The organism is Intrasporangium sp. Soil_C_50, from assembly GCF_057656595.1.
The window spans coordinates 365,177-390,333 of sequence record NZ_JBDGKB010000001.1 but is presented as its reverse complement, the minus strand read 5'-3'; the positions used below and the strand labels follow the sequence as shown (position 1 = coordinate 390,333).

The 25,157-nt window shown below is 71.3% G+C and carries 22 protein-coding genes; 17 read left to right on the top strand and 5 right to left on the bottom strand.

Features of this window, described 5'->3' with window-relative positions:
- Positions 1-4 precede the first annotated feature (4 nt).
- On the top strand, positions 5-1,942 hold the full coding sequence (locus tag AC3A5R_RS01860; protein ID WP_487619086.1) for a propionyl-CoA synthetase: 1,938 nt from the start codon (positions 5-7) through the stop codon (positions 1,940-1,942).
- Here AC3A5R_RS01860 and AC3A5R_RS01855 read toward each other — a convergent pair.
- Entirely contained in the window at positions 1,926-3,038 is a 1,113-nt protein-coding gene (locus AC3A5R_RS01855) for an LOG family protein (protein ID WP_487619085.1), read from the bottom strand. The genes AC3A5R_RS01860 and AC3A5R_RS01855 overlap by 17 nt on opposite strands.
- A 106-nt stretch (positions 3,039-3,144) precedes the next feature.
- Here AC3A5R_RS01855 and AC3A5R_RS01850 point away from each other — a divergent pair, with 106 nt between their 5' ends.
- Positions 3,145-4,083 carry an AEC family transporter gene (locus AC3A5R_RS01850; RefSeq protein ID WP_487619084.1) on the top strand — a complete coding sequence of 313 codons (939 nt, stop codon included), beginning with the start codon at positions 3,145-3,147 and terminating at the stop codon, positions 4,081-4,083.
- Positions 4,084-4,134: 51 nt separating this feature from the next.
- On the opposite strand, the gene AC3A5R_RS01845 is transcribed toward AC3A5R_RS01850, so the two are convergent.
- The 3 genes from AC3A5R_RS01845 to AC3A5R_RS01835 all read right to left on the bottom strand — a co-directional run bounded on the left by AC3A5R_RS01845 (position 4,135) and on the right by AC3A5R_RS01835 (position 7,048).
- Positions 4,135-4,914: a hypothetical protein gene (locus AC3A5R_RS01845; RefSeq protein WP_487619083.1), complete on the bottom strand. Its 780-nt coding sequence runs from the start codon at positions 4,912-4,914 to the stop codon at positions 4,135-4,137.
- Positions 4,915-5,093: 179 nt separating this feature from the next.
- A complete protein-coding gene (locus tag AC3A5R_RS01840; RefSeq protein ID WP_487619082.1) occupies positions 5,094-6,533 on the bottom strand; it encodes an aspartate aminotransferase family protein in 1,440 nt (479 codons plus the stop codon).
- A complete protein-coding gene (locus tag AC3A5R_RS01835) occupies positions 6,530-7,048 on the bottom strand; it encodes an Lrp/AsnC family transcriptional regulator (protein ID WP_487619081.1) in 519 nt (172 codons plus the stop codon). Before AC3A5R_RS01835 ends, AC3A5R_RS01840 begins: the two co-directional genes overlap by 4 nt.
- Positions 7,049-7,162: 114 nt before the next feature.
- On the opposite strand from AC3A5R_RS01835, the gene AC3A5R_RS01830 reads away from it, so the two are divergent.
- The 11 genes from AC3A5R_RS01830 to dxr all read left to right on the top strand — a co-directional run bounded on the left by AC3A5R_RS01830 (position 7,163) and on the right by dxr (position 20,019).
- Positions 7,163-8,611 (top strand): gamma-aminobutyraldehyde dehydrogenase, encoded by a 1,449-nt coding sequence (locus AC3A5R_RS01830; protein WP_487619080.1) that lies wholly within the window; start codon positions 7,163-7,165, stop codon positions 8,609-8,611.
- A gap of 108 nt (positions 8,612-8,719) precedes the next feature.
- Positions 8,720-9,961, top strand: a complete 1,242-nt coding sequence (locus AC3A5R_RS01825) for a polyamine ABC transporter substrate-binding protein (RefSeq protein WP_487619079.1) — start codon at positions 8,720-8,722, stop codon at positions 9,959-9,961.
- The gene (locus tag AC3A5R_RS01820) at positions 9,961-11,097 is read left to right on the top strand and encodes an ABC transporter ATP-binding protein (protein ID WP_487619078.1); all 1,137 of its coding nucleotides are present in this window, start codon (positions 9,961-9,963) and stop codon (positions 11,095-11,097) included. The genes AC3A5R_RS01825 and AC3A5R_RS01820 overlap by 1 nt, the downstream gene beginning before the upstream one ends.
- A complete protein-coding gene (locus tag AC3A5R_RS01815) occupies positions 11,094-12,014 on the top strand; it encodes an ABC transporter permease (RefSeq protein WP_487619077.1) in 921 nt (306 codons plus the stop codon). Before AC3A5R_RS01820 ends, AC3A5R_RS01815 begins: the two co-directional genes overlap by 4 nt.
- Positions 12,015-12,049: 35 nt before the next feature.
- Positions 12,050-12,826: an ABC transporter permease gene (locus AC3A5R_RS01810; protein ID WP_487620102.1), complete on the top strand. Its 777-nt coding sequence runs from the start codon at positions 12,050-12,052 to the stop codon at positions 12,824-12,826.
- A 19-nt stretch (positions 12,827-12,845) separates the two neighbouring features.
- Positions 12,846-14,093, top strand: a complete 1,248-nt coding sequence (locus tag AC3A5R_RS01805; protein ID WP_487619076.1) for a saccharopine dehydrogenase family protein — start codon at positions 12,846-12,848, stop codon at positions 14,091-14,093.
- Between the two features lie 90 nt (positions 14,094-14,183).
- A complete protein-coding gene (locus AC3A5R_RS01800; RefSeq protein ID WP_487619075.1) occupies positions 14,184-15,668 on the top strand; it encodes an NAD-dependent succinate-semialdehyde dehydrogenase in 1,485 nt (494 codons plus the stop codon).
- 132 nt (positions 15,669-15,800) lie between these two features.
- A complete protein-coding gene (locus tag AC3A5R_RS01795; protein ID WP_487619074.1) occupies positions 15,801-16,826 on the top strand; it encodes a DnaB-like helicase C-terminal domain-containing protein in 1,026 nt (341 codons plus the stop codon).
- A gap of 10 nt (positions 16,827-16,836) precedes the next feature.
- Complete coding sequence (locus AC3A5R_RS01790) at positions 16,837-18,126, top strand: hypothetical protein (protein ID WP_487619073.1); 1,290 nt, start codon at positions 16,837-16,839, stop codon at positions 18,124-18,126.
- A gap of 52 nt (positions 18,127-18,178) precedes the next feature.
- The gene (locus AC3A5R_RS01785; RefSeq protein ID WP_487619072.1) at positions 18,179-18,700 is read left to right on the top strand and encodes a pyridoxamine 5'-phosphate oxidase family protein; all 522 of its coding nucleotides are present in this window, start codon (positions 18,179-18,181) and stop codon (positions 18,698-18,700) included.
- 110 nt (positions 18,701-18,810) lie between these two features.
- Entirely contained in the window at positions 18,811-20,019 is a 1,209-nt protein-coding gene (dxr, locus tag AC3A5R_RS01780; RefSeq protein WP_487619071.1) for a 1-deoxy-D-xylulose-5-phosphate reductoisomerase, read from the top strand.
- A gap of 83 nt (positions 20,020-20,102) precedes the next feature.
- Here dxr and AC3A5R_RS01775 read toward each other — a convergent pair whose 3' ends face one another.
- Entirely contained in the window at positions 20,103-20,810 is a 708-nt protein-coding gene (locus tag AC3A5R_RS01775; protein ID WP_487619070.1) for a hypothetical protein, read from the bottom strand.
- A 98-nt stretch (positions 20,811-20,908) separates the two neighbouring features.
- Between AC3A5R_RS01775 and AC3A5R_RS01770 the strand changes: the two genes are divergently transcribed.
- The 4 genes from AC3A5R_RS01770 (at position 20,909) to AC3A5R_RS01755 (ending at position 25,147) form a co-directional block, all read left to right on the top strand.
- Complete coding sequence (locus AC3A5R_RS01770) at positions 20,909-22,255, top strand: M50 family metallopeptidase (RefSeq protein ID WP_487619069.1); 1,347 nt, start codon at positions 20,909-20,911, stop codon at positions 22,253-22,255.
- 61 nt (positions 22,256-22,316) lie between these two features.
- Positions 22,317-23,477 (top strand): flavodoxin-dependent (E)-4-hydroxy-3-methylbut-2-enyl-diphosphate synthase, encoded by a 1,161-nt coding sequence (gene ispG, locus AC3A5R_RS01765; RefSeq protein ID WP_487619068.1) that lies wholly within the window; start codon positions 22,317-22,319, stop codon positions 23,475-23,477.
- A 2-nt stretch (positions 23,478-23,479) separates the two neighbouring features.
- Positions 23,480-24,151 carry a nucleoside/nucleotide kinase family protein gene (locus AC3A5R_RS01760; RefSeq protein ID WP_487619067.1) on the top strand — a complete coding sequence of 224 codons (672 nt, stop codon included), beginning with the start codon at positions 23,480-23,482 and terminating at the stop codon, positions 24,149-24,151.
- A gap of 150 nt (positions 24,152-24,301) precedes the next feature.
- Complete coding sequence (locus AC3A5R_RS01755) at positions 24,302-25,147, top strand: GNAT family N-acetyltransferase (protein ID WP_487619066.1); 846 nt, start codon at positions 24,302-24,304, stop codon at positions 25,145-25,147.
- The last annotated feature ends 10 nt before the right edge of the window (positions 25,148-25,157 follow it).

The following is a 25,157-nucleotide window of genomic DNA, read 5'->3' as shown; positions in this document are numbered from 1 at the left end:
GGCCATGACCAGCGACGGCACCGACGGCACCACAGCCGCGTTCGCGGCCTACCGAGACCTCCACGAGTCGAGCCTGCGTGACCCCGAGGCGTTCTGGGCCCGGGCAGCCGGGGCGATCGACTGGGTCACACCACCGACGCGCATCCTCGACGACACGGCACCGCCGTTCTACCGCTGGTACCCCGACGCCGAGCTCAACGTCTGCTTCAACGCCCTCGACCGGCACGTGGCCGCGGGGCGCGGCGCCCAGCCCGCCCTGCACTACGACTCGCCGGTCACCGGGGCCAAGGCGACGCTGACCTACGCCGAGCTGCTGGACCGCGTCGCCCGCTTCGCCGGTGCGCTCGCCGGGCTCGGCGTCGAGAAGGGCGACCGGGTCGTCATCTACATGCCGATGGTCCCCGAGGCCGTCGTCGCCATGCTGGCCTGCGCGCGGCTCGGGGCGGTGCACTCGGTCGTCTTCGGCGGCTTCGCCCCGCAGGAGCTCGCAGCGCGCATCGAGGACGCCGAGCCGAAGGTCGTGGTGTCGGCCAGCTGTGGAGTCGAGCCCACGCGCATCGTCGAGTACAAGCCGATGCTCGACGCCGCCCTCGACCGCAGCAGCCACAAGCCCGAGTCGGTCATCGTGCTCCAGCGCGAGCAGTCGCCCGCCGACGTGGGCCAGCGCGACACCGACTGGGAGGAGATGACCTGGGACGAGGTGTACGACGACGCCGAGCCGGCCGACTGCACCACCGTGGCGGCCACCGACCCGCTCTACGTGCTCTACACCTCCGGCACGACGGGCAAGCCCAAGGGCATCTACCGCGACAGCGGTGGCTACGCCGTCGCGCTGCGCTGGTCGATGGAGAACGTCTACGACGTCCGGCCGGGCGAGACGATGTTCACCGCCAGCGACGTCGGCTGGGTCGTCGGCCACTCCTACATCGTCTACGCGCCGCTGCTGACCGGCGCCACGACCGTGCTCTACGAGGGCAAGCCCGTCGGCACGCCGGACGCCGGGGCCTTCTGGCGCGTCATCGCCGACTACGACGCGGTGTGCCTCTTCACGGCGCCCACCGCCTTCCGCGCCATCAAGAAGGACGACTCGACCGCCTCGAAGGTCGCCGAGCACGACCTGTCGCGCTTCAGGGCGCTCTTCCTCGCGGGGGAGAGGCTCGACCCCGACACCTACGAGTGGGCCTCGGCCGCGCTCGGCGTACCCGTCGTCGACAACTGGTGGCAGACCGAGACGGGGTGGCCGATCGCCGCCAACCCCAAGGGGATCGGACTGCTGCCGATCAAGCCCGGCTCACCGACCGTCGCGGTGCCCGGCTACGACGTGCGTGTCCTCGACGGCGAGGGCAACGAGGTGCCCGCCGGCACCGAGGGCGCGATCTGCCTCCGGCTGCCGATGCCGCCGGGCACCCTGCCGACGCTCTGGCAGGACGACGACCGCTACGTGTCGTCCTACCTGGCGGCCTATCCCGGGCACTACCTGACCGGCGACGGCGGCTACCTCGACGAGGACGGCTACCTCTTCGTCATGGGTCGCACCGACGACGTGCTCAACGTCGCCGGGCACCGCCTGTCCACCGGCTCGCTCGAGGCCGCGCTCGCCGGTCACGAGGCCGTCGCCGAGTGCGCCGTCATCGGCGTCCACGACGACCTCAAGGGCCAGGTGCCGCGCGCCCTCGTCGTGCTCAAGTCGGGCATCGACGCCGAGGCCGAGGGCGAGCGCATCCGGCGCGAGCTCGTGGCCCGCGTGCGTGCGGAGGTCGGGCCCGTCGCCTCCCTCCACCGCGTCGACATCGTGGCGGCGCTGCCCAAGACGCGCTCGGGCAAGATCCTGCGCAAGACGATGCGCGAGATGGCCGACGGCAAGGACGCTGCCGTTCCGGCGACGATCGAGGACGCCTCGGTTCTCGACGCCCTGGCGCCGGTGCTCACGACGCCGGAGTGAGCAGAGCGGGGACCTCCCCGATGTCGTCGACGAGGTGCACCGAGCCGGCCATCCGGCGGTCGGCGGCGAGGACATTCAGCGTCGGCCAGACCGGCACGTCGACGGTCCACTGGCGCCGGCCGACGAGCACGAGCGGCGGCAGCGGCGCGTCGTCGAGGGCGTAGTAGAGCGGCGTCACGGCCTGGAAGATCTCCTGCACCGTGCCCGCCGCGCCTCCGAGGACGACGATCCCGGCGGTGCTGCGCGACAGCAGCCCGTCCTCGCGGATCGCGTTCGAGAAGTACTTGGCGACCGCGTCGCAGAAGACGTTCGGCGGCTCGTGCCCGTAGAACCACGTCGGGATGCCGAGGGAGCGTGCCGTCGGGCCGAGCAGGTCGGTCGGCACCCGCGGCTCGTCGCCGACGACGTCGGCCCGCACGTCGAGGGCCAGGCGCGCCCAGTCGGTGACCGACGGGCGGAAGGTCGGCACCGCGGCCAGGCGGTCCAGGGCGTCCTCGAGCCGCGCCGGGTCGCGGCACAGTGCCCCGAGGTTGACCGCCTCCATGGCGCCCGGGCCCCCACCGGTGGCGACGAGGTGGCCCTCCGAGGCCAGCCGGTGGCCGAGACGCGCGGCCGCTGCGTACGCGTCGGTGCCCCGTTCGACGCGGTGCCCGCCCATGACGCCGACGACCGACCGCCCGGCCACCAGCTCGTCGAGGTCGTCGGTGACGGTGTCGTCGTGGATGGCCCGCACGAGGGTGCAGTAGGCGTCGGTGCGCAGGTGGGCGTCGACGAACCACCGGTAGGCACGGGCGTCGGGCGTCGCCTCGTAGCCGCGCTCGAGACCGGAGTAGAGGTCCTCGGGCCGGTAGAGGCCCCGCCACGGGTCGACCGGTGCGTCGGCGACGCCGGGGAAGACGATGGCGCCGCGACGCAGGAGCACCTCGGCGACGTCGGTGGGTACCGTGCCCCCGAGCACGACGAGACCGGTGAGGTCGGTGTGCTCGGCGAACCGCAGGGCGTACCCCGACAGGTCGAGCCCCTGCAGGCGCAGGCCCCCGAGCGGCGTGCCGTCGTCGAGGTGGTCCTCCAGCGCGTCGAGGCTCTCGATCTCCATGGCGCCATCCTGCCGTGACGACGACGCCTGCGACGGCGTGGCGCGACGGCGCGCCGGGTGGTGGACCGGTGCCACGGGCCCGTGCCGGTTTTGCGAGGATCACGGCGTGCTCGGTGTCCTCGAGGGTTTCGCCACGATCGCCATCATCGTCGCGGGCGGCTGGCTGCTCGCCGACCGACGCGTCCTCGACGAGAGCGCCCAGGTGACCCTCTCGCGGCTGGCCTTCCACGTCGCCTCGCCCGCACTGCTGCTCACCGTCATGCAGCGCACGCCCCTCGACGCCGTCCTGTCGGCCAACCTCGTCACGTCGCTCATCAGCTTCGCCGTGATCGTCGGCATCTACGTGGCGATCGCCCGGTTCCGTTGGGCCGGAGGGACGCTCGGCTCCCGCCTCGTCGGCAGCCTGTCCGCCGCGTACGTCAACGCCGGCAACCTCGGCATCCCCATCGCGCTCTACGTGCTCGGCGACGTCGCGTGGGTCGCCCCGACGCTGCTCATGCAGCTGCTCGTCATCACGCCCGTGTACATGGCGCTGTTCGACAGCGACGCCCGCGGGGAGCGGCCGCGCCTGCTCCGATCGCTGCGCCGGATGTTCAGCAACCCCATCACCCTCGGTGCCATCGCGGGCCTGCTCATCGCCGTGTTCGACGTGCAGCTGCCGCGGGTCGTCGCCGACCCCATCGAGCTGCTCGGACGCATGGCGGTGCCCTCGATGCTCGTGGCGTTCGGCATCTCGCTGCGTCGCGGCCCCCGACCGGCCACGGGCCGTGCGGCCGAGCACGTGTGGGCCATCGTCGGTCTCAAGGTGCTGCTCATGCCGGCCGTCGCGCTCGGCGTCGGCCTGGCCCTCGGGCTCCGCGGCGAGGCGCTCTTCGCGGTCGTCGTGACGGCCGCACTGCCCACGGCGCAGAACATCTTCACCTACGCGGTGCGCTACCGCCGCGAGGTCAACCTTGCCCGCGACGTCATCTTCGTCAGCACCTTCGCCTCGATCCCGGTCATCCTCGCCGTCGCAGCCCTCTTCCACGCCTTCGCCGGCGTCTGACGGGGCCGCCGGGTGGGCGGCCCCGTCAGGGGTCTCGATGCGGGAGTCGACTCAGAAGTCGCCGAAGCCGCCGAAGTCGCCACCGAAGTCGCCACCGAGGTCGCCGCCACCGCCCCAGTCGCCGAGGTCACCGCCGCCGAAGCCCTCGCCGGCCGCGCTGACGTCGCCACCGGCGTCACCCGCACCGGTGTCGCCACCCGTGTCGCCCGCGCCACCTGCATCGGCGCCACCGGCGTCGGACGCGTCGGACGAGCCGTCGCCCTCGCCGGCCTGCGCGGCCTCGGGGGACTGGTCGTAGCCGTCGAAGAGGGCGTCGGCCACCATCGAGCCGACGACCACGCCGGCGATGGTGCCGAGCATCGAACCCGCGATCATGCCGCCCATCCCCATCCCGCCGCCCATGCCGCGGCCGCCACCGGCGAAGGCTCCCTGCAGGTAGCCGGGCCGGCGCAGCTCGGCCCGCGTGGCGCTCCGGGCGAGGTCGGCCGGCTGGTCGCTGCGCGGGCGCTCGGACTCCGGGAGGTCCTCGGTCAGCCGCTGCAGCACCATCTGGCGCTGCTCGGGGGACAGCTGCGCGAACGCGTCGGCGTGGACGCGCTCGAGGTCTTCAGGTGGCGCCGTGCGCAGCAGGTAGCGGTACCGGGCGATGGCGCGCTCGTCCTCGGTGGAGGCACCGCCGCGCGGTGCGGGCACCGCATAGGGGTCGGCCCCCGGAGCGGCGTACGGCGCACCGGTCGGGGCGGGAGCGCTCGGGGCCCCACCCCATCCGGGCCCGCGTGCGGCGGTTCGGGACTGCGGCTCACGGCCCAGCAGTCGGTCGAGGAATCCCATGTCGTCTCCTTGCGTCGGCGTCACATGTGGCGACGGGGTGCCGGCGACGGTCGCCGGTCACGTACCTCGGGGAACGACCGGGGGCCGGTCACCGTTCCTCGGTGACCGGCCCCTTCGGGCAGCGTCCCCTCCCTGGCGCAACCCGACGTCCTGACGCTGAGCGCGACGGGCGCGACGCGTCAGAGGTGGTTCTCCGCCTCCGTGAGCACCGAACGCAGCCGCGACTCGATGTCGTCGAACTGCTCCTGGCCCATGATGAGCGGCGGTGCGAGCTGGACGACGGGGTCGCCACGGTCGTCGGCGCGGCAGTAGATGCCGGCGTCGAAGAGCGCCTTCGACAGGAACCCGCGCAGGAGCCGCTCCGACTCGGCGTCGTTGAACGTCTCGCGGGTCTTCTTGTCCTTGACGAGCTCGATGCCGTAGAAGTAGCCGGCGCCGCGGACGTCGCCGACGAGCGGCAGGTCGAGCAGCTTCTCGAGGGTGGCCTTGAACGCGGGGGCGTTCTGCTTGACGTGGGCGTTGAGGCCCTCGCGCTCGAAGATGTCGAGGTTGGCCAGGGCCACGGCCGAGGAGACGGGGTGGCCGCCGAAGGTGTAGCCGTGCGGGAAGTAGTCGGTGCCCTTCCTGAACGGCTCGAAGAGGCGGTCGCTCGCGATCATCGCGCCGATGGGGGAGTAGCCGCTCGTCATGCCCTTGGCGCACGTGATGATGTCGGGCACGTAGCCGAAGTCGTCGCAGGCGAACATCGAGCCGATGCGGCCGAAGGCGCAGATGACCTCGTCGGACACGAGCAGCACGTCGTACTCGTCGCAGATCTCGCGGACCCGCTCGAAGTAGCCGGCCGGCGGCGGGAAGCAGCCGCCGGAGTTCTGCACCGGCTCGAGGAAGACGGCCGCCACGGTGTCGGGGCCCTCGAACTCGATGGCCTCGGCGATGCGGTCGGCGGCCCAGCGACCGAAGGCCTTCTCGTCGTCGCGCAGGTGCTCGGGGGCGCGGTACTGGTTGGTGTTCGGCACCTTGAACGTGCCGGGCACGAGCGGCTCGAACATCTCCTTGGCCGCCGGGATGCCGGTGATCGACAGGGCGCCCTGCGGCGTGCCGTGGTAGGCGACGGCGCGGGAGATCACCTTGTGCTTGGTCGGCTTGCCGGTCAGCTTGAAGTACTGCTTGGCCAGCTTCCACGCGGTCTCGACGGCCTCGCCGCCGCCCGTGGTGAAGAAGACGCGGTTGAGGTCGCCCGGCGCGTGGGCCGCCAGACGCTCGGCCAGCTCGATGGCCTTGGGGTGCGCGTAGCTCCACAGCGGGAAGAACGCGAGCTCCTTGGCCTGCTTGGCCGCCGCCTCGGCGAGCTCCTCACGACCGTGGCCGACCTGGACGACGAAGAGGCCGGCGAGTCCGTCGATGTACTCGTTGCCGCGGTCGTCCCAGATCTTCCAGCCCTGCCCGCGCGTGATGATCGGCACGGAGTGGCCCAGGCCGCCGTCCCCGGGGTCCTCGAACACCGAGTGGCGCGTGAAGTGCATCCACAGGTGATCGCGTGCGGCATCCGACAACAGCGTGCCCGCAGGGGTGCGCTGGTCCGACGCCGGTTCCCAGACCTCGTTCGGGTTGATGCTCATCGTGTTCCCCAGTTGTAGAGCTGTTTGTTGAGTTTGAGGTAGACGAACGTCTCGGTGGCGAGCACGCCCTCGAGGGTGCGGATCCGCTTGGTCAGCAGCTCGAGGAGGTGGTCGTCGTCCTCGCAGACGACCTCGGCGAGGACGTCGAAGCTGCCCGCAGTCGTCACGACGTAGGACACCTCGTCCATGTCGGAGAGCGCGGCGGCCACGGCCGTCATGTCGCCGGTGACCCGCAGGCCGATCATCGCCTGACGCTGGAACCCGACCTGGAGCGGGTCCGTGACGGCGACGATCTGCATGACGTCGGCGTCGAGCAGGCGCTGCACGCGCTGGCGCACCGCCGCCTCGGACAGCCCGACCTCGGTCGCGATCGAGGCGTAGGACTTGCGGCCGTCCTGCTGGAGCAGCTCGATGATCGTCTTGGAGACGTCGTCGAGGTTGACGCCGCTGCGACGGGGCCGCTTGGCCCCGTTGGTGCCGCTGGCCCCGTTGGCCACACCTCGGATGGTCGTCATGGGCCCGATCTTGACCTGTGGAACGGAACGTTGGCAAGCCCCTGCGCAACTGATTCCGAAGTTTTATCGGCGCAACCCTTCACCATTGCGCAGGACTCTGTTTAGAGTTTCGCCATGACTTCGCAGCCGCGCCAGCTCCGCAACTTCATCGGTGGGCAGTACCTCGACCCCGAGACCGACGCGACCACCGACATCGTCAACCCGGCCACCGCCGGCGTCGTCGCGAAGGCCCCGGTCAGCACCCAGGGTGACGTCGACCGGGCCTACGACGCAGCGTCGAAGGCCTTCGAGACGTGGGGCGACACGACGCCGGGCGAGCGGCAGGCCGCGCTGCTGAAGTTCGCCGACGCCATCGAGGCCCGGGCCGACGACTTCGTGCGCCTCGAGGGCGAGAACACCGGCAAGCCGCACGCCCTGACGGCGAGCGAGGAGATCCCGCCGATGGTCGACCAGCTGCGGTTCTTCGCCGGCGCCGCGCGGGTCCTCGAGGGCAAGGCGGCCGGCGAGTACATGAAGGGCCACACCTCGTTCGTGCGCCGCGAGCCGATCGGCGTCGTCGGCCAGGTGACGCCGTGGAACTACCCGATGATGATGGCGATGTGGAAGATCGCCCCGGCGCTCGCCGCGGGCAACACGATCGTCCTCAAGCCCTCCGACACGACGCCGGAGACCACCCTGCTGCTCGCCGAGCTCGCCTCGGAGTTCCTGCCCGAGGGCACCTTCAACGTCGTCACCGGTGACCGCGAGACGGGCCGCATGGTCGTCGAGCACCGGACCCCGGCGCTCGTGGCCATCACCGGCTCGGTCCGGGCCGGCATGCAGGTGGCACAGAGCGCCGCCAAGGACCTCAAGCGCGTCCACCTCGAGCTCGGTGGCAAGGCGCCCGTCGTCGTCTTCGACGACGCCGACATCGAGGCCGCCGTCGAGGGGATCGCCGTGGGCGGCTACTTCAACGCCGGCCAGGACTGCACCGCCGCCACCCGCGTCCTCGCCGGACCGCGCATCCACGACGACTTCGTCGCCGCGCTCGCCGAGTACGCGAAGAACGAGGCCAAGGTCGGCCTGCCCGACGACCCCGACGCCCTCTTCGGACCGGTCAACAACCCGAACCAGGTCGCCCACGTCAGCGGCATGATCGACCGCCTGCCCGACCACGCCCGCGTGGCCGCCGGTGGCCGCCGCGCCGAGGGTCTCGGCGACGGCTTCTACTTCGAGCCGACCGTGCTCGCCGGCCTGCGCCAGGACGACGAGCAGATCCAGACCGAGATCTTCGGCCCGGTCATCACCGTCCAGCAGTTCACCGACGAGGCCGAGGCGCTCGCCTGGGCCAACGGCGTCCAGTACGGCCTGGCGTCGAGCGTGTGGACCAAGGACTTCGGACGCGCCATGCGGATGAGCAAGAAGCTCGACTTCGGGTGCGTCTGGATCAACACGCACATCCCGATCGTTGCCGAGATGCCCCACGGGGGTTTCAAGCACTCCGGCTACGGCAAGGACCTGTCGATGTACGGGTTCGAGGACTACACGCGCATCAAGCACGTCATGGCCAACATCGAGTCCTGACCGGGACCGCCACAGGGAGCAGTACCAGGCAAGTACGGACGGACAGGGCCGTCCCACGGCCCGGCCCACTCGGGCCGGGTTCGTTCACCAGCACGTGAAGGAGCAGGCGTGAACAGGCGTCGACCCCCCTCGGATCCCGGCATCCGAGCCCTGGCCTCCATGGCCGCATCGTCCGGCCTCTCACGGCGTGGCCTGCTCGGGGGCGGCGCAGCCGGTCTCGCTGCGCTCGGCCTGTCCGCGTGCGCGCCGCCGCCGCCCCCGAGCGGGAGCGTCGGCGCCGCACCGACGCTGACGCTCCCCAAGGACGTCTCCGACACCGAGAAGGTCGTCAAGTTCGCGAACTGGACGGCCTACCTCGACTACGACGACAAGACGAAGACCTATCCCACGCTCGAGGCGTTCCAGAAGCTGACCGGCATCACGGCCACCTACTCGGAGGACATCGAGGACAACGAGACGTATGCGACGAAGATCGCGCCGCAGCTGCAGGCCAACCAGGACATCGACCGCGACATCTTCGTCTTCACCGACTGGATGGCCAACCGGATGATCCAGCAGGGCTTCGTCCAGCCGCTCGAGCTGATCCGCATGCACAACGCCTCGAACCTGCGCCCGATCCTGCAGGACGTCTCCTTCGACCCGGGTCGCAACCACTCGCTGACGTGGCAGAGCGGCTTCGCCGGCATCGGCTACCACAAGGGCAAGGTGGGTCGCGAGCTCAAGACGCTCGACGACCTCTGGGCCCCCGACCTCAAAGGCAAGGTGACTGCCCTGCTCGAGTTCCGCGACACCGTCGGCCTCATCATGCTGCGGCAAGGGGTCGACATCTCCCAGCCCTTCACCGAGGAGCAGTTCCAGAAGGGCGTGGACGAGGTGTCCAAGCAGCTGGCCAACGGCCAGATCCGCCGGATCAAGGGCAACTCCTACCTGCAGGACCTCACGAGCGGCAACGCGATCGCGGGCATCGTCTGGAGCGGCGACATCGCCCAGCTGCAGACGAACACCAAGGACGACAACTGGACGTTCGTGCTGCCCGAGTCCAAGGGCACCCTCTGGAGCGACAACATGATGGTCCCCATCACCTCGCGCCACCGACGCAACGCACAGCGGCTCATGGACTACTACTACGACCCGCTCGTGGCCGCGAAGGTCGCCGCGTACGTCGCGTACATCTGCCCCGTCCAGGGTGCCCAGGAGCAGATGAAGAAGGTCGACCCGACCCTCGTCGACGACCCGATGATCTTCCCCACGGAGGAGTACCTCAGGACCAACACCCGGAGCTTCCGGGCCCTGTCACCGGCAGAGGACCAGAAGTTCTCCCAGATCTGGAGCACGGCGGTGGGCAACTGATGGCTACGAACACGCGCGAGGCGCACGGCGACCTCGTCCTCGAGAACGTCACCAAGCAGTTCGCCGACTTCACCGCCGTCGACGACCTCTCCCTCGTCGTGCCGCGTGGCTCGTTCTTCGCGCTGCTCGGCCCGTCGGGCTGTGGCAAGACGACGACGTTGCGCATGGTCGCCGGGCTCGAGCAGCCCACGGCCGGAAGGGTGCTCATCGGGGAGACCGACCTCACCGGCACGCGGCCGCACGAACGGCCGGTCAACACGGTCTTCCAGAGCTACGCGCTCTTCCCGCACCTGACCATCCGGGAGAACGTCGCGTTCGGGCCCAAGCGCCGCAAGGCTGCCGACGCGATGCGTCAGGCCGACGACGCGCTCGAGCTCGTCCAGCTCTCGCACCTGGCCGGCCGCAAGCCCATGCAGCTCTCCGGTGGTCAGCAGCAGCGCGTCGCGCTCGCGCGCGCCGTCGTCAACCAGCCGGAGGTGCTGCTGCTCGACGAGCCGCTGGGCGCCCTCGACCTCAAGCTGCGACGCCAGATGCAGGTGGAGCTCAAGCGGATCCAGAGCGAGGTCGGGCTGACCTTCATCCACGTGACGCACGACCAGGAGGAGGCCATGACCATGGCCGACACCGTCGCCGTCATGAACGGTGGCCGGATCGAGCAGATGGGTCCGCCCGAGCGTCTCTACGACCTCCCGCGGACCGCCTTCGTGGCCAACTTCGTCGGTCAGTCCAACCTCGGGGTCGGCCGGATCCTCGGCACCGACGGCGACTTCGTCATGGCCGAGGTCAGCAACACCAAGGTTCGGATCCCGAAGCAGCGCACCGAGATCCACGACGGCGAGCTGATGTTCGGCGTCCGTCCCGAGAAGGTCCGGATCCACGAGTCCCAGCCCGACGGCTCGGGCAACGACGTGCGGGCCACCGTCACCGACGTCTCCTTCAGCGGCGTCGCCACGCAGTACCTCGTCACCGTCCCGAGCGGTGCCAACTGGAGCGTCTACGAGCAGAACCTCGACGTCGAGCCGATCAGCGTCCGGCCGGGTGACGACGTCTGGCTGTCGTGGGACCCCACGCACGCCTTCGCCGTGCCCGTCGACGAGAGCGGCCGCAAGGCCGCGCTCGTGGAGGATGGCGCATGACCACCGCCGTCGCGGCGAGTGCCCGTGAGGCGGGCGACCCGCAGCTGACGCCGCCCCGCGCCGGCGCGAAGCGGCGCAGGTGGACGCCGTACCTCCTGCTGATCCCCGGCCTGCTCTGGCTGACGCTCTTCTTCATCGTCCCGCTGATCCAGCTTGGCTCGGCGAGCCTGCAGTCGCAGTGGCCCGGGGCGCCCGGCTACTACTACCGCGACGTCAACGTGGGCAACTACGTCGAGGCCCTCAAGACGTACGGCGAGCACTTCGTGCGCTCGCTGCTCTACGCCGGCACGGCCACGGTCCTGTGCTTCGTCGTCGCCTTCCCGCTCGCCTACGCGATGGCGTTCAAGGCCGGACGCTGGCGCAACGTCATGCTCATCCTCGTCGTCGCGCCGTTCTTCACCTCGTTCATCCTGCGCACCATCGCCTGGCGCCAGATCCTCGCCGACGACGGCTTCGTCGCCTCGACGCTGCGCACGCTGCACCTGCTTCCCGGCGGCCACATCACCGAGACCTGGGTCGCCGTCGTCGCGGGCCTGACGTACAACTTCCTGCCCTTCATGGTGCTGCCGATCTACACCAGCCTCGAGCGTGCCGACCCGCGCCTGCTCGAGGCCGGGCGGGACCTCTACGCCGACCGGTTCACGAACCTGCGCACGGTCACGATCCCGCTCGCGGCCCCAGGCATCCTGGCCGGCACCCTGCTGACGTTCATCCCCGCCGCCGGTGACTACGTCAACGCGGAGCTGCTCGGCTCGGACACGAGCACCAAGATGGTCGGCAACGTCATCAACAGCCAGTTCTTCTCGGTGCTCGGCGGCTACCCGACGGCGGCCGCGTTGTCGATCAGCCTGATGATCCTCATCCTCGTGCTCGTCCTCGGGTACGTCCGCCGGTTCGGGACGGAGGAGGTCCTGTGAGGCGCGCACGTTCCTGGGTCAGCGACCACATCGCGATGATCATCGCGGTCGGGGTCCTCATCTACCTCTTCCTGCCGGTCTTCTACACGTTCGTCTTCTCCTTCAACAACTACCGCCGGTCCAACATCACGTGGAACCCGGAGGGCAGCCCGACGCTCAAGCACTGGGCCAACCCGTGCGGCGCGCCCGGCGTCTGCCCGGCTCTCGTCGAGAGCATCAAGATCGGGGCGCTGGCCACCCTGGTGGCCACGGTCCTCGGTGCCCTCATCGCCTTCGCCCTGGTGCGCTACTCGTTCCGGGGGCGCAGCTCGACGAACGTCCTCGTGTTCCTGCCCATGGCGACCCCAGAGGTCGTCCTGGGCGCGAGCCTGCTGACGATCTTCATCCAGGCCTTCCGCATGGATCTCGGCTTCTGGACCGTCGTCATCGCGCACATCATGTTCTGCATCAGCTTCGTCGTCGTCACCGTCAAGGCGCGGTTGCAGAGCCTCGACCCGCGCCTCGAGGAGGCCGCGTCGGACCTCTACGCCAACCCGAGGACGACGTTCCTGCGGATCACCTTCCCGCTGGCCCTGCCGGGCATCGTCGCCGCAGCCCTGCTGTCGTTCTCGCTCTCCTTCGACGACTTCATCATCACCAACTTCGTCTCCGGCAACGAGACGACGTTCCCCAAGTTCGTCTACGTGTCCTACACCCGCGGCATCCCGGCCCAGGCCAACGTCATCGGGTTCTCCATGTTCGTCATCGCCGTCCTCTGCGTCATCGCTGCCCAGGTCATCGGCAGCCGACGCCGCCGCGGTGCGACGGCCTGACCCTCTGGAGTGAGTCTTCTTGCGTGTCCTCATGATCGGCTCCGGCGGAGTCGGTGACGCCGCCGCGCGCATCGCCGCCGAGCGTGCCTCCTTCGAGCAGTGGGTCGTCGCCGACTACGACGTGACGCGTGCGGAGCGCACCGTCGCAGCCGTGACCGAGCGCCACCCGGGCGAGACGCGGTTCGTCGCGGCCTGCGTCGACGCGTCGGACGCCGGTGCCGTCACCGCGCTCGCCCGCGAGCACGGCGCGACCCACGTGTTCAACGCGGTCGACCCGAAGTTCAACCTGCCGATCTTCCACGGCGCCAAGGCTGCCGGGGCCGACTACCTCGACATGGCGATGAGCCTGTCGCGGCCGCATCCGGACCGCCCCTACGCCGAGACCGGCGTCAAGCTCGGCGACGAGCAGTTCGAGGTGGCGGGGGAGTGGGAGGCCGACGGCCGCCTCGCTCTCGTCGGCATCGGCGTCGAGCCGGGGTTGTCCGACGTCTTCGCCCGCTACGCCGCCGACCACCTCTTCTCCGAGATCGACGAGCTCGGCACCCGCGACGGAGCCAACCTCGTCGTGCGCGACGACGACGGCAACGAGATCTTCGCGCCGAGCTTCTCGATGTGGACGACGATCGAGGAGTGCCTCAACCCGCCGGTGGTCTGGGAGAAGGACCGCGGCTGGTTCACGACCGAACCGTTCAGCGAGCCGGAGGTCTTCGACTTCCCGGAGGGCATCGGGCCGGTCGAGTGCGTCAACGTCGAGCACGAGGAGGTGCTCCTCATGCCGCGGTGGGTCGAGGCGAAGCGGGCGACCTTCAAGTACGGCCTCGGCGACGAGTTCATCGGCATCCTCAAGGTGCTCCACACGCTCGGCCTCGACCGCACCGAACCGGTCCGCGTCAAGGGCGTCGAGGTGAGCCCGCGCGACGTCGTCGCCGCCGTGCTGCCCGACCCGGCGACGATCGGGCCGCGGATGACGGGCAAGACCTGCGCCGGCCTCTTCGTCACCGGTACCGGCACCGACGGGCAGCCGCGGCGCACGTACCTGTTCCACGTCGTCGACAACGAGCAGACGATGCGCGACTACGGCGCCCAGTGCGTCGTGTGGCAGACCGCCGTCAACCCGGTCGTCGCGCTCGAGCTGCTCGCGCGCGGCACGTGGAAGGGCGCCGGCGTGCTCGGCCCCGAGGCGTTCGACGCCGTTCCCTTCCTCGAGCTGCTCGCGGCACCGAAGCCCGAGGGCTACGGCTCGCCGTGGGGCCTCGAGGACCGCTGAGGCGGCCGCGGCTGACCCCCGATCCACCCCCGAACCACCACCGATCCACCCGAGAGAGAACCGGTCCCCGCGGGACCTAGGCTGAGGAGCATGGCAGGCGTGACACAGGAGTCAGTGAAGGCGACCTTCGAGTCGGTGGTCGAGTCGGTCCCCAAGGGGCTGTTCATCGGCGGGTCGTGGCGCGCCAGCAGCAGCGGCGCGACCATCGCCGTCGAGGACCCGGCCACGGGTGAGGTCATCGCCCACGTGGCCGACGCGACGGTCGAGGACGGCCGGGCCGCGCTCGATGCCGCCGTGGCCGCCCAGGCCGAGTGGGCGCGCACGGCCCCCCGTGACCGCGGGGAGATCCTCCGCGACGCCTACGAGCGCATCGTGGCCCGCACCGACGAGTTCGCGACGCTGATGACCCTCGAGATGGGCAAGACGCTCGCCGAGTCCCGGGGCGAGGTCGCCTACGGCGCCGAGTTCTTCCGCTGGTTCTCCGAGGAGGCCGTTCGCGTCTCCGGCCGGTGGTCTACCGCTCCCAACGGCGCGACGCGACTCATGACGATGAAGCAGCCCGTGGGCCCGACGCTCATGATCACGCCGTGGAACTTCCCGCTGGCGATGGGCACCCGCAAGATCGGCCCGGCCATCGCGGCGGGCTGCACGATGGTCGTCAAGCCCGCGAGCCAGACGCCGCTGACGATGCTGGCGCTCGCCGACCTCCTCAAGGAGTGCGGCGTGCCCGACGGGGTCCTCAACGTCGTCACGACGAGCCACACCGGCGACGTCATGGAGCCGCTCATCCGCGATCCCCGGCTGCGCAAGCTGACCTTCACCGGTTCGACGCCGGTGGGGCGCAAGCTCATCGAGCAGGCCGCGGAGGGCATCCTGCGCGTCTCGATGGAGCTCGGCGGCAACGCCCCGTTCCTCGTCTTCCCCGACGCCGACCTGGACAAGGCCGTCGACGGCGCGATGCTGGCCAAGATGCGCAACATCGGCGAGGCGTGCACGGCCGCCAACCGCTTCTACGTCCACGAGTCGCTCGCCGCCGAGTTCTCGTCGCGGCTGGCCGAGCGGATGGGTGCGCTGACCCTCGGGCACGGGACCGAGGACGGCGTCGACGTCGGCCCGCTCGTCGACGAGAACGCCCGCACCAAGGTCGGCGCGCTCGTGCAGGACGCCGTCGACAAGGGTGCCCGGGTGCTCACCGGCGGCAAGGCGCGCGAGGGGGCCGGCTGGTTCTACGAGCCCACGGTGCTCGCGGACGTCCCCACCGGCGCCGACCTCGCCCGTGAGGAGATCTTCGGCCCGGTCGCGCCGGTCACGTCGTTCTCCGACGACGACGAGGCCGTCCGGCTCGCCAACGACACCGAGTTCGGCCTCGTGGCCTACCTGTTCACGCGCGACCTCTCCCGGGCCATCCGCGTCAGCGAGGAGCTCGAGTACGGCATGGTCGGCGTCAACCAGGGCATCGTGTCCAACCCGGCCGCGCCGTTCGGCGGCGTCAAGCAGTCCGGGGTCGGCCGCGAGGGCGGTTTCGAGGGCATCGAGGAGTACCTCGAGACGAAGTACGTCGGCATCGCGCTCTGAGGCACGATCGACCAGACCACGACGCGTCGTGAAGCGACGGATGCCGGGGCACCCATGTGGTGCCCCGGCATCCTCGCGCGTCCTGCGTGAAAACGCGGTCACGGCAGGGGATCCCGTGGTGCAATCGTGCGCATGGTCACTCCCGCTGGACACCGTGATGCCGGTTCGCTGCGCCCGCTCGACGCGCTGCTCACCGAGACCGACGACGTGCTGCGCCGCGGTGGTGTGGCCGGTGCCCAGGTGTGGCCGACCGCGTTCCCCGTCCTCGACGCGACGCTGACGGGCGGGTTCCGCGCGGGCGAGCTCGTGCTCCTCGGAGGCCCGGCCGGCCACGGCAAGACGACCCTGGGCCTCCAGATGGCCCGGAACGCCGTCGCAGCAGGCGGGTCGGCGGTCGTGTTCTCCTACGAGCACGAGTCGTACACGCTCCTCGAGCGCCTCATCTCGATGGAGGCCATGGAGGCGAGCGGCGCCTACGCTGGCGACGTCGCCGGGGTCGTCGAGGTGCGGCGCGCGCTCGAGGTCGGCTCGGGCGGTGCGTCCCTCGCCTCGGTGCTGGCCGACCTCCCCGGCGGCACGGCCGCCCACGACGCCCTGAGCGGCTACGGCGACCGGCTCCAGATCCACGAGTCCTCAGGTGCGACAACGTCGCTCCAGGAGATCGCCGCAGTCATCGGCCGGGTCACCCAGACCACCGGTCAGGCGCCGTTCGTCCTCATCGACTACATCCAGAAGGTGCCCGTCGACGGCGAGGACGAGAACGCGCGCGTCACCGCCGTGGCCGAGGGCCTCAAGGACCTCGCCCTCGCGGCGCGGGTGCCGATCGTCACCATCTCGGCGGCCGACAAGGAGTCCCTCGCCAGCGGGCACCGCATGCGCACCCACGACCTGCGCGGGTCGTCGGCCCTCGCCTACGAGGCCGACGTCGTCCTCATCGTCAACGACAAGGTCGACGTCGTCTCGCGTGAGCACCTCGTCTACGACCTCGGCAACATCCAGCGGTTCCGCGGCTGGACGGTCGTCACCATCGAGAAGAACCGTCACGGCCGGGCCGGCGTCGAGCTCGAGTTCGCCAAGGACTTCGAGCACGGGCGGTTCGAGCCGGACGGCAAGGTGGTCACCGAGCGCCTCATCGACGAGCGCGTCTTCGTCTCCTGAGGGTGTGACGATGGGCTTCCTGCGCGGTCTTCTCGGAGGCGGCGGCCCCCAGGAGCCCGTCAGCGTCGTACCGCGGGACGTCAGCCACCGCGTCTTCGTGGAGGTGGGCCCCGACGCGGTCTGGCAGGCGCTCGTCGCCCCGGCGCCCGGCGCGGAGCACGGGGTCGACTGCGTCGGTGTCCTCCCGCTCCCGCGGGCCGAACCGGCCGGGCTGCCGGAGTTCGCCGGGGTGTGGCGTCGCGGTGACGGTCGCCTCTGGGCCGGCCTGTCGACCGTCGTCGACCTCGAGCCGGGCCGACGCGTCGTGGCGCGGTCGGCCGACGGCGCCGCACCCTTCGACCTGACCACCACCCTCGAGCCGCTCGACCACGGCACCGTCGTGACGCAGGTGCTCGGGGGTCTGGCGCCGGACGACCCGCTCGCCGGCTTCGCCCGCAGCTGGATCGCGCGCGGGCTGCTCGGGCTCAAGGCCGACGTCGAGGGACGCCCGCGCGATGTGCCCGATGCCGCGTCCGCCCCCGACGGGCCGGACGCGTCGCTGCACCGCGGGCTCTCTCCCGCGGTGGTGCCGGTGACGGTGTCGGCGTCGGTCGAGGTCGCCCTGGCACCGGACCTGCTCTGGAGCTTCCTCACCGACCCGGCGTCCGAGTCGCTGCTGCACCCGGACGTCGAGCGCGTCGTGCGCCTCGAGCTCACCGACGCGCCCGGCACCGAGCACGTGCTGGCCGTGCACCGGGGCCCCGACGGCCGTCGCGGCTCCAGCATGTCGGTGCTCGTGGAGTCGGGCGGCCCGATGCGCATGGTCGAGCGAGACCTCAGCGCCCCACGCGAGAGCGACGTCGAGACGGTCGTGGAGCCGGTGGGGAACTTGTGCAGGCTCGGCGAGACCGTGACGGCGTGGCTGCCGGCCACGCCCGGTACGACGCCCGACACGTCGGGCCTCACCGCGTTCCTCCGGTCCCGCCTGGAGACGGTGCGGACGCTTGCCGAGGCCGGCGTCGCGGCGCCTCGCGACCCGCGCAACGGCTTCCTGCCGCCGGGATCGCCGTCCGCAGCGGACACACCCGCAGCAGCGGGATCGGCGGCGCCGGGTGCGCCACGCGGGGGAGTGGACGCGTCGGCACGTGCGGACGCTCGGGGCGGCGCCACCACGGCGCCGAACGGGCGTCCCAGCGTGCCCTCGAGCGTCCTGCTGCCGCCGCCCCATGTCGTCGTGCCCGCACGGCCCTACCTGCCGAGCGACGTGTGGTGGGGCTGGGGCGACCTCGGGGTCGCGTCGCTCGACCTCGGGTGGTGGTGAGACCGCAAGGACGATCGGGTGCGGTGTCGGACCCGGCGCCTACGGTCGGGGGATGGACGACACCGATGCCGAGCTCGACGCCCTGCAGGACCTCCTCGACCGCTCCCACGCCCGCGCCACCGGCCACCTGCGCGGCATCATCACCGACGAGCGCACGCTGACCGCCCGCCAGCTGGCCGCGCTCCTCACCGGCATGAAGGTGCTGAGCGTCGCCACGGTCACCGCCGCCGGCGAGCCGCGCATCAGCGCCCTCGACGGGCACTTCCTCCACGGCACCTGGACCTTCGGCACGAGCGGCACCTCGGCGAAGGCTCGCCACCTCGAGCGACGTCCGGCCGTCAGCGTGGCGCACGTCGACGGCGAGGAGCTCGCCCTCTTCAGCCACGGCTACGCCGACCGCATCCCGGCCGGTCCAGAGCTCGACGCCGTCGACGCCCACTGGACCGCGCACTACGGCAGCAGCCCGTTCTCATGGGGTGACGACATCCGGCTCTACCGGATGCGGATGACGTGGGCGGTGGCGTACGCGTTCAAGCGCGACGAGCTGCTCCGGTCGCGAGGCATCCCGGCCTGACACCTGCTCGCCCACCCGCTCGGGCTCACCTCGACGCCCACCTGACGTTCACGCGGCCCCCGCCCGACGCCCATCGCGGCGAGCGCTCGGTGGTGCGGAACAATGCGGGGGTGACCGACGCCGCCACCGCCCGCCCCCGCCGGATCGTCCTGCTCGGATCGACCGGGTCGATCGGCACCCAGGCCATCGACATCGTGCGCCGCAACCCCGACCGGTTCGAGGTCGTGGGCCTGTCTGCCGGGTCCAACCTCGCCCTCGTGGCCGAGCAGTCTGTCGCGCTGCGCGTCCCGGTCGTCGCCGTCGCGGTCGCGAGCGCAGACGCCCTCGCCGCCGCGATCGCCGCGGCCGCCGACGCGTCGGGCGTCACCGGCTACGCGCCCGAGCTGCTCGTCGGCCCCGACGCGAGCACGAGTCTCGCGGCGCGTGAGGCCGACGTCGTCGTCAACGGCATCACCGGTGCCATCGGGCTCGAGCCGACCCTCGCCGCCCTCCGCGCCGGCACCACCCTCGCCCTGGCGAACAAGGAGTCGCTCATCATCGGCGGCCCCCTCGTCAAGGCGCTCGCCGCCCCCGGGCAGATCGTGCCCGTCGACAGCGAGCACTCGGCCATCGCCCAGTCGCTGCGCGGTGGTCGCGCCGAGGAGGTGCGGCGGCTCGTCGTCACGGCGAGCGGCGGCCCGTTCCGCGGACGCAGCCGGGCCGAGCTGGCCGACGTGACGCCCGAGCAGGCCCTCGCCCACCCGAACTTCGCGATGGGCCGGGTCATCACGACCAACTCGGCGACGCTCGTCAACAAGGGTCTCGAGGTGATCGAGGCCCACCTGCTCTTCGACATCCCGTTCGAGCGCATCGAGGTCGTCGTGCACCCACAGCAGATGATCCACTCGATGGTCGAGTTCGTCGACGGCTCGACGATCGCCCAGGCCGGGCCGCCGCGGATGCTCGTGCCGATCGCGCTCGGGATGAGCTGGCCCGAGCGGGTGCCCGACGTCGACGTGCCGTGCGACTGGACGAAGGCGCAGTCGTGGGAGTTCGAGCCGCTCGACGACGACGCGTTCCCCGCAGTGGCCCTCGCCCGACGCGTCGGGGAGGCCGGTGGCACGTGGCCGGCCGTCTACAACGCCGCCAACGAGGTGGCCGTCGACGCCTTCCACGACGGACGCATCGGCTTCGTCGACATCGTCGACACCGTGGCCCGCGTCGTCGACGCGTACGCGACCAAGCCGGCCTCACGCGTCGGTGAGCTGACGCTGGAGGACGTGCTCGCCGCCGACGCCTGGGCACGGGACGCCGCAGGCCGCCTCGTCGCAACCCCCTGACGCCCTGACCCCCTGACCCCCTGAGCCTGCGACTCGAGGTGATCAGCGACCGTATCGGGTCGCCGATCACCTCGAACCGATCGTCAGCGAGGGGTGAAGAGCGCGTCGGGCAGCACCGCGTCGACCTCGTGCAGGTCGACCGAGAACCCGTCGCGCACCCCGACGGCCCCCACCGGCTCGCACGACACGACGACGCCGGTCGCGCGGTCGAGGCCGACCAGCCACTCGGGGTACTCGTCGGCGGCGCGCACCGGTCCTTCGGCCGGGTCGGCGTACAGCCGCTCCGACTCGGCGCCCCAGAGCAGCGGGCAGCACGAGCAGCGCGGTTCGTAGCCGTCGACGCCGACGGCGAGGGCCCACCACGTCTCGCGCCCGGCCCGTGCGGTGGCCTGCAGGTCGCGCAGCCGGGTCCCGGCCGACAGCTCGACGGGGTCGAGCATGGCCACCCAGTCGTAGGAGCCCCACAGCGGGTCGTCGTAGTCGACGTCGAGCCGGCCGGGCCGCTCATCGACGAGCCCGTCCGCGCGCCGTCGCGGGGTGTGGTCCTGCGGCGGCGAGACGACCCACGGCGACGGCTCGGTACCGGCGGCGTGCAGGACCGCCTTGCCGTACGGCACACCCGTGACGACGTGCCGGGCTCCGTCGACCTCGACAGCCAGGCGCCCCGGCCTCGAGAGCCACGCCTCGACGGGCGAGCGGCCCGGTCGACGCAGCGTGAAGCGCAGCGTCGTGAAGAGCCACGGCGACGAGCGCGCCAGGGCCCGGAACGCGTCCTCCGTCGGTGCCTGCATCCACCGAGTGTGGCGGGTGAACGACGCGCACGTCCCCGGCATTTCCGCGGAGTCGCGGGAGGGGGCGGAACGATGGCCGCCGGATGTGACAATGGGTCATGCTCTTCGTGCTCGGGGTCCTCGTCGTCGTGGTGGGCGTGGCCCTGTCCATCGCCCTCCACGAGATCGGCCACCTCGTCCCGGCCAAGAAGTTCGGGGTCAAGGTGACCCAGTACATGGTCGGGTTCGGCCCGACGGTGTGGTCGCGCAAGCGGGGGGAGACCGAGTACGGCATCAAGGCCATCCCGCTCGGCGGCTACGTCCGGATGATCGGCATGCTGCCGCCGCGCCCGGGGGACAAGCCCGGCGAGCTGCGCACCCTCTCGACCGGCCGGTTCAGCCAGATGGTCGACCAGGCCCGGGCCGACTCGATGGAGGAGGTCAAGCCCGGCGACGAGGACCGCGTCTTCTACAAGCTGAACCCCGGCAAGAAGATCGTCATCATGCTCGGCGGGCCGGTCATGAACCTCCTCATCGCCTTCGTCCTCATCACCGGCGTCATCACGCTCTACGGCCTGCCGCAGGTGGCGGCCAAGGTCGGCCTCGTGGCGCAGTGCGTCCCCACTGCGGCCCCGACGGTGCAGAACCCACAGCCGAAGTGCACCCCGGGCGACCCGAAGGCGCCCTCGGCCGCGGCGGGTCTGCGGCAGGGCGACCGCGTCCTGTCCATCGACGGCAAGGCCGTCAGCTCGTGGGACCAGGTGTCGGCCACGATCCGCGACCATGCCGGCACCCCCATGGCGTGGGTGGTCCAGCGCGGCGACCAGAAGGTCGACGTCACCATCACACCGGCGAAGCTCGAGCGAGCCACGTACGGCCCCGACGACAAGCCCGTCCTGCGCGACGGCAAGCTCGTGCTCGCGCCGGTCGGCTACGCCGGCATCGTGCCGGGCCAGGACCTCGTCAAGACGCCCGTGCTCGAGGCCCCCGGCTACGTCTGGGCCCGTGTCCTCGACACCGCCGGCATCATCGTGCAGATCCCGCAGAAGATGGCCGGCGTCGTCCAGGCGGCCTTCGGCTCCGGCGAGCGCGACCCGAACGGTCCCATCTCGGTGGTCGGTGTCGGTCGCCTCGGCGGTGAGGTCGCGGCCGTCGACATCCCCGACTCCGAGGGCGGCAACTGGGTCAAGCTCGCCCAGCTCGTGCTCCTGATCGCCTCGCTCAACCTCGCCCTGTTCGTCTTCAACCTCATCCCGCTGCTCCCGCTCGACGGTGGCCACGTGGCGGGTGCGATCTGGGAAGCGGTCAAGAAGGGCGTCGCGCGCGTGCGCAACCGGCCCGACCCCGGCTACGTCGACGTCGCCAAGGGGCTGCCGATCGCCTACGGCATGAGCCTCGTGCTCATCACCATGTCGGTGTTGCTCATCTACGCCGACATCGTCAAGCCGATCAGCTTCTTCGGCTGAGCGCGGGCCTTCGGGGGAGCGCCCGGCGGGAACCTCGGGGCGCCGCGACATAATGGGCCGCATGAGCGTCTCCCTCGGCATGCCGTCCGCGCCCCCGCCGGTCCTCGCGCCCCGTCGCAAGACCCGCCAGATCCAGGTCGGCAAGGTCGGCGTCGGATCGGACTTCCCGATCTCCGTGCAGTCGATGACGACGACGCCGACCACCGACATCAACGCGACGCTCCAGCAGATCGCCGAGCTGACCGCTGCCGGCTGCGACATCGTGCGCGTCGCGTGCCCGAGCCAGGACGACGCCGACGCCCTGCCGGCGATCGCAAGGAAGAGCCAGATCCCGGTCATCGCCGACATCCACTTCCAGCCGAAGTACGTCTACGCGGCGATCGACGCCGGGTGCGCAGCGGTGCGCGTCAACCCGGGCAACATCCGCCAGTTCGACGACAAGGTCAAGGAGATCGCCAAGGCGGCCAAGGACGCCGGCGTCTCGATCCGCATCGGCGTCAACGCCGGCAGCCTCGACAAGCGGATCATGGACAAGTACGGCAAGGCGACGCCCGAGGCGCTCGTCGAGTCGGCGGTCTGGGAGGCGAGCCTCTTCGAGGAGCACGACTTCCACGACTTCAAGATCAGCGTCAAGCACAACGACCCCGTCGTCATGGTCCGCGCCTACGAGCTGCTCGCCGAGCGCGGCGACTGGCCGCTGCACCTCGGGGTCACCGAGGCCGGACCGGCCTTCCAGGGCACCATCAAGTCGGCCACCGCCTTCGGCGCCCTGCTCTCGCGCGGCATCGGCGACACGATCCGCGTCTCGCTCTCGGCCCCGCCGGTCGAGGAGGTCAAGGTCGGCAACCAGATCCTGCAGAGCCTCAACCTCAAGCCGCGCAAGCTCGAGATCGTCTCCTGCCCGTCGTGCGGCCGCGCCCAGGTCGACGTCTACACGCTCGCCGACCAGGTCACCGCCGGTCTCGAGGGCATGACCGTGCCGCTGCGCGTCGCCGTCATGGGCTGCGTCGTCAACGGGCCGGGGGAGGCCCGCGAGGCCGACCTGGGCGTCGCGAGCGGCAACGGCAAGGGCCAGATCTTCGTCAAGGGCGAGGTCGTCAAGACCGTCCCCGAGGCCCAGATCGTCGAGACGCTCATCGAGGAGGCCATGCGGATCGCCGAGGAGATGGGCGAGCCGATCGACGACGACGCCGCCGGCAGCCCCAGCGTCACCGTCGGCTGACCGTGCGCCCGCCCGTCCCGGCGACGGGCCGCTTCGCCGTCGTGCGCGCGCTCGCGGACGAGCTCGTCGCGCTGAACCCCGGGCGACGCGTCGCGGTCGCGGTGGACGGTGTCGACGGGGCAGGCAAGACGGTCCTCGCCGACCAGCTGGCCGAGGTCGTCGGAGCGCGCCGGGAGGTGCTGCGGGTCTCGGTCGACGGGTTCCACCGCCCACGCGCCGAACGCATCGCGCGGGGGCGCGGCCCGGACTCGTTCTACGAGGACTCCTACGACTACGCCGCGTTCCGACGCGCCGTGCTCGAGCCGTTCCGGGCCGGGCTGCCGGTCACGCCGGCCGTCAACGACGTCGAACGCGACGAGCCCGTCACGCCGGTGCCCGTGCCGGTCGGCGTCGACACCCTGCTGCTGGTCGACGGGATCTTCCTGCAGCGACCGAGCCTCGTCGACGCGTGGGACGCCGTCGTGTTCGTCGACGTCCCCTTCGCGGTGTCGGTGCCGCGCGGCCACGCCCGGTTCGGCGAGGGCCACGACCCGGACCCGGAGGCGGAGGCCAACCGCCGCTACGTCGGCGGTCAGCGGCTCTACCTCGCCGAGGCCGACCCGCGCGGCCACGCGACGTGGGTGTTCGACAACACCGACCTCGACGCGCCGGTGCTGCACCGCCGCCACCACTGAGCTCGGGTGGGTGAGGGTGCCCGCATGGCGCGGTTCGTCGTCGCTGGGCGTCGGGCGACGACGGCGGGGCATGACAACGCCGAGGTCACGATGGGGTCGCCGCTGCGAGCCGCAGGTGACAAGCGGCCGTCGTACCGTCACTCTTGGGAGGTGCTCCGCCAACGCCTCCCTGTGCGGTCGCTGTCGACCGCTGACCGCGACACGGCCCTCGCGCTGTGCGCTCGCGACCGGGTGGCCAACGTCTTCGTCGCCGCGCGCATCCTCGAGGGCAGCATCTCGACCTCCCCGGGCTCGCTCATCGGGCACGTCGAGGCCGGCGACCTCACCGGTCTGGCGTGGGTCAGCGCCAACGTCGTCCCGGTCGAGCTCGACGACGCCGGTGTCACCGCGGTTGCGACGCGGATCCTGCGGATGCGGCGCCAGTGCGCGTCGATCTTCGGGCCCAGCGAGCAGGTCGTCGGGCTCTGGGACCGGCTCGGCCCCTCGTGGGGGCCCGTCCGCGCCGTCCGCACGCACCAGCCCCTCCTGGCCACCTCGACCCCGCCGTCGAGCCTGGGCATCGACCTCGACGACCGCGTGCGCCCGGCGACCCTCGACGAGGTCGACCTCGTGCTGCCGGCCGCGGCGCACATGTTCACCGAGGAGATCGGCTACCCGCCGTTCCACGGCTCCGACCGCGGCTACCGCGCCAGCATCGCGGCCCTGGTCCGGCAGGGCCACACCTACGTGCGGATCGAGGACGGCGAGGTCGTCTTCAAGGCCGACATCGGCTCGCTGGCGCTCGGGTGCGCGCAGGTGCAAGGCGTGTGGCTGCACCCGAGGCTGCGTGGACAGGGCCTGGCGGTGCCGGCGATGGCCGCGGTGGTCGAGCAGGTGCTCGCCGGCCCCGCCGACGAGGTGTCGCTCTACGTCAACGACTTCAACGTCGCGGCGCGCGCCACCTACGACCGGTGCGGGTTCCACGAGGTCGGCGCGTTCACCACCGTCCTGCTCTGACCGGCACCCG

Coding starts and splice junctions, on each gene's coding strand:
- AC3A5R_RS01830 (WP_487619080.1), top strand. CDS start 7,163: ATGACTTCGCAGCCGCGCCAGCTCCGCAACTTCATCGGTGGGCAGTAC.
- AC3A5R_RS01860 (WP_487619086.1), top strand. CDS start 5: ATGACCAGCGACGGCACCGACGGCACCACAGCCGCGTTCGCGGCCTAC.
- AC3A5R_RS01845 (WP_487619083.1), bottom strand. CDS start 4,914: ATGGGATTCCTCGACCGACTGCTGGGCCGTGAGCCGCAGTCCCGAACC.
- AC3A5R_RS01840 (WP_487619082.1), bottom strand. CDS start 6,533: ATGAGCATCAACCCGAACGAGGTCTGGGAACCGGCGTCGGACCAGCGC.
- AC3A5R_RS01815 (WP_487619077.1), top strand. CDS start 11,094: ATGACCACCGCCGTCGCGGCGAGTGCCCGTGAGGCGGGCGACCCGCAG.
- AC3A5R_RS01770 (WP_487619069.1), top strand. CDS start 20,909: ATGCTCTTCGTGCTCGGGGTCCTCGTCGTCGTGGTGGGCGTGGCCCTG.
- ispG (WP_487619068.1), top strand. CDS start 22,317: ATGAGCGTCTCCCTCGGCATGCCGTCCGCGCCCCCGCCGGTCCTCGCG.
- AC3A5R_RS01800 (WP_487619075.1), top strand. CDS start 14,184: ATGGCAGGCGTGACACAGGAGTCAGTGAAGGCGACCTTCGAGTCGGTG.
- AC3A5R_RS01820 (WP_487619078.1), top strand. CDS start 9,961: ATGGCTACGAACACGCGCGAGGCGCACGGCGACCTCGTCCTCGAGAAC.
- AC3A5R_RS01855 (WP_487619085.1), bottom strand. CDS start 3,038: ATGGAGATCGAGAGCCTCGACGCGCTGGAGGACCACCTCGACGACGGC.
- AC3A5R_RS01795 (WP_487619074.1), top strand. CDS start 15,801: ATGGTCACTCCCGCTGGACACCGTGATGCCGGTTCGCTGCGCCCGCTC.
- AC3A5R_RS01775 (WP_487619070.1), bottom strand. CDS start 20,810: ATGCAGGCACCGACGGAGGACGCGTTCCGGGCCCTGGCGCGCTCGTCG.
- AC3A5R_RS01790 (WP_487619073.1), top strand. CDS start 16,837: ATGGGCTTCCTGCGCGGTCTTCTCGGAGGCGGCGGCCCCCAGGAGCCC.
- AC3A5R_RS01835 (WP_487619081.1), bottom strand. CDS start 7,048: ATGACGACCATCCGAGGTGTGGCCAACGGGGCCAGCGGCACCAACGGG.
- AC3A5R_RS01810 (WP_487620102.1), top strand. CDS start 12,050: ATGATCATCGCGGTCGGGGTCCTCATCTACCTCTTCCTGCCGGTCTTC.
- AC3A5R_RS01785 (WP_487619072.1), top strand. CDS start 18,179: ATGGACGACACCGATGCCGAGCTCGACGCCCTGCAGGACCTCCTCGAC.